We start from the raw sequence: 3,781 nt of genomic DNA on the forward strand, positions 1-3,781 counted from the left end.
GGTTGAAACCTACCTCAAATATGCTGAAGCCGTTGGTCTGACTCAATCTGCAGCGGTTCCTGCTTAAGGATTGATACCAGATTCTCCCATCGGCTGAGTTAAAACCCTACCGGGTTTTCCAGATTCTCGGCTTTTCTTTAAATCCCTATTGAGTTTAGTTACCCCTCTCTTGGGGCGCAATAGTCTATAATTAATAAGGTCGGCACGGCAACGGATAGCAAAAACAAAGCTAGACCCATACAAATTATTTTTGTCACCGTGATTTTGTCCCTTGTAGCTAGGTTTACCGCCTATCGCCAGAATGTAAGGCTCGCTATTTTTCGCAATAGAAAGCCATTCTTGGGGTAGGAAGCCGCGCACCTTGATCTGTGGTAGTTCGCTATCTCAACTTTTGGATAATAAGAAAAGTCGGAATCTACTGTCTCTCCCCCCAGTCCCCGTGAATGTTTTTTTCAACGGGTGATTGGATATACTCCATTCCATAGTATTTAGTAGTTGAGGACACCCCCATGCCTGCTCTCATGGAAAAGTTCCGCCAGGAGCGTTTATCGATTGCTGAAGAAGTAGCTGAACTCTCGCGAGGAGTCCAATCTTTTCTGTTGGATGTCAAAACTGAAAGACAAAAACAAGCGCAAGAACAGGCAACTGCTTTGCGCGAGTCTTTCCAAAAAGTTCAACAAGACAGCCGCGTGTTTTTAACAGCTACCCAAAAACAGCGTTTAGCTCAAGCGGAAAAGCAAAAAGAGGATTTACGTCAATTTCAAGAACAACGTTTAGCGGAAGCGAAACGGCTAGAGGACGACTTACGTCAACAGCGTCTAGATCGAGCTAAACAGCTGAAAGAGGATTTAAGTCAATTCCAAGAACAGCGTTTAGCGGCCGCGAAACAGCTAGAGGACGACTTACGCCAACTTCATCTAGATCGAGCTAAACAGGTGAAGGATGATTTGAGTCAATTTCAAGAACGACGTTTGGCGGAAGCGAAACAGCTAAAAGACGATTTGCGTCAATTTCGTCAAGAGTTGTCTATCTACGTTTTTGGCAAATAAATCTCTAGGTTAATTACAACCCACTTAAGCCTAGGGCTAGAGTAAAAACCCTCTAGTCCCTTTTCCTGGCTAAACTAGAGGACTATCTGAAAATGCAACAATAAGCCTTTGGTTTTAAACCTAGCTAGTCCTGCCTTTTTAAGTTTCTAGACTCAACGTAGGAGTGGTGGGTTCCCCTTCAGGCTGCTCTAGGGCTCTGGTAAATTAAGAAGTATTACAAAACTTCACTTAGTTTATAGTTAATGTTGTCATTAGTAGTCTTTTATTGACAAAGGAGGTAAGGGAAAAGGACTGCATCTGGGCTTGTCATTGTTTAAGTCTTGAAAAGTAATCTAGACAAGAATTTTAGACCCTTAGTCCCTTGACTAATGAATATCCTGAAATACCTTCAGAATCAAGGTTCTAGATCTAATTGATGACAGTTCCTAATTTTTTGTGATATTATTATGAGGTAAGCCTTAAAAGCCAAAGACGATTAAACTTGCCGTAAAATTCGGGTAACACAAGCGTCCTTGCCTACTCGGTTATTAAGGGGAAACCTAAACCAGCAGTTGTTAGCTCAAGAATACCCGTACGCTTCAGGCGGGGATTATCAATGGTATTTACTAGATTTCAACTATGACAGTTACTGAAACTCAAACAAGAAGAGCCGTCCTCAGCCTCCGCCCTGGTCAATTTGTTGTTACGCCTTCGATTGATCAAATTGCCACCCGCGCCTTACGTTATCTAAACTCTGGTTTTTCCATTCATCTATGTGGCCCAGCAGGAACGGGAAAAACCACATTGGCAATGCACTTGGCCAATTGTTTAGCCAGACCTGTGATGCTGATCTTTGGCGATGATGACTTTACCAGTTCCGATTTAATTGGTAGCCAGTCTGGTTATACCCATAAAAAACTGATGGATAACTATATCCACAGCGTTCTCAAAGTTGAAGACGAGCTAAAACACAATTGGGTGGATTCTCGCTTAACAATGGCCTGTCGCGAGGGGTTTACCCTAGTTTATGATGAGTTCAATCGTTCTCGACCTGAGGTCAACAACGTTTTACTCTCTGCCCTGGAAGAAAAAATTCTCACCCTGCCGCCCACTAGCCATCAACCCGATTACCTGCAAGTCAATTCTCAATTTCGGGCAATTTTCACCTCCAACCCAGAAGAATACTGTGGGGTTCATGCTACCCAAGATGCTTTAATGGATCGGTTGGTAACCATTAATATGCCTGAACCAGATCAACTGACTCAGACTGAAATTCTTGCCCAAAAAACGGGGATTGGTCGAGAAGATGCTTTATTTATTGTCAACCTCGTCAAAACCTTTCGTTTGAAAACTGCGACTGAAAAAACGTCAGGTTTGCGCTCTTGTTTAATGATTGCTAAAGTCTGCGCCTCTCACGATATTGTGGCCAACTCCTCTGATGCCGACTTCCGTGATATCTGCGCCGATGTTCTCTTGTCACGCACAAGCTTACCTATTGATAGCTCAAGAGCTATTTTATGGGAAATCCTCGACGACAATCTGGTAGAATCCCTATCCGTTGGAGAGGAAGAGGAGCCTTCCGATGCCCAAGCGTCAACTTCTGAGCCTTTGACAGGAAATCAATCGTTAAAAGCCATTCAATCTTTACTGCGAACGAACTTGCTGAAGCAAAAAGACTAGTTTTATACTCTTATTGGGTGAAACCAACCGTGACTTCTTCCACTTTTGCTGGCTCGCTCAAAACCCAATCAAACAACTCCCTGAAAACAGCAACTCAAGGTTCGAGTTTGGCGGATATCCTTGAACGAGTTTTAGATAAAGGAATTGTGATTGCTGGCGATATTTCAGTTTCGATCGCCTCCACTGAACTTATAAATATCCGCATTCGTTTGTTAATTGCCTCTGTTGATAAAGCAAAGGAAATGGGAATCAACTGGTGGGAAGGGGATCCCTACCTCCATAGCCAATCCCAAGCTTTACTAGCAGAAAATCGGGAACTTTCACTCCGACTCCAAACCCTAGAAACTGAGCTTGAAACCTTAAAATCCTTAACCCAATTGAATGCAATGGAGAGCCATGATACCAGTCCGAACGATGAAGCACATTCCTCAGATGCGTGAAATTCCTCACTTGAATCCTCAAAGGTTAGGAAATTTACACGAGTTGACGGTTGCCCCCCTTGATAAAGCCAGGGAAATGGCAATTAATGGCTTGCAAGGTTATCCCTACCTCCCTAGCCAATGCCAAGCTTTATTCGCAGAAAACCTGGAACTTTCACGCCGACTTCAAGCCTTAAAATCCTTAGCCAAATTGAGTGCAATGGAGAGCCGTGATACCAGTCCGAACGAGCAGGCACATTCTTTGTATACATTGAAATTCCTCAATTGAATCCTTAAACGGTAAAGAAGTTTACCGAAAAATTGGGTTGAAAGCCTCGCCCTTTGAGGGCGACTTTATGTTATGATATTAAGAATAGGGGGCAGGGTAAGCAACCGCTTAAAAAACCCAGTCATCAACCGATCAACGCACCTTGAAAACTAGAGTTATGGGGTTCTCTAGGGGAATGCTCCTATAGGTAAAAGCTCTCAGCGTCAAGTACCAGAGAAACCAATTATTTTAGAGGTTTGGAACTGTATCCTAGGAGACCCCGAAAACAGGCTTCTGTAAGGTCGCTAAAGTCTGAGGAGAGAACCACCTCTGGGTGGGATTTCGCCAGGAATCTAATTCAAGTGGACTCGTTGAGCCAGAAATTC

General features: G+C 43.5%; 4 protein-coding genes. All 4 read left to right on the forward strand.

The genetic code is table 11. The features are described from left to right. The first annotated feature begins 509 nt into the window (after window positions 1–509). On the forward strand, window positions 510–1,049 hold the full coding sequence (gene gvpC / locus O9300_RS17225) for a gas vesicle protein GvpC (RefSeq protein WP_287972944.1): 540 nt from the start codon (window positions 510–512) through the stop codon (window positions 1,047–1,049). 618 nt (window positions 1,050–1,667) lie between these two features. After that, the gene (gene gvpN, locus O9300_RS17230) at window positions 1,668–2,708 is read left to right on the forward strand and encodes a gas vesicle protein GvpN (protein ID WP_287972946.1); all 1,041 of its coding nucleotides are present in this window, start codon (window positions 1,668–1,670) and stop codon (window positions 2,706–2,708) included. Between the two features lie 29 nt (window positions 2,709–2,737). Further along, complete coding sequence (locus tag O9300_RS17235) at window positions 2,738–3,148, forward strand: gas vesicle protein (RefSeq protein WP_287972947.1); 411 nt, start codon at window positions 2,738–2,740, stop codon at window positions 3,146–3,148. After that, the gene (locus O9300_RS17240) at window positions 3,105–3,416 is read left to right on the forward strand and encodes a gas vesicle protein (protein WP_353851568.1); all 312 of its coding nucleotides are present in this window, start codon (window positions 3,105–3,107) and stop codon (window positions 3,414–3,416) included. Before O9300_RS17235 ends, O9300_RS17240 begins: the two co-directional genes overlap by 44 nt. The last annotated feature ends 365 nt before the right edge of the window (window positions 3,417–3,781 follow it).

Origin of the sequence: Microcystis sp. LE19-195.1E (genome assembly GCF_027532095.1) — a bacterium.
Classification (GTDB): Bacteria; Cyanobacteriota; Cyanobacteriia; order Cyanobacteriales; family Microcystaceae; genus Microcystis; species Microcystis aeruginosa.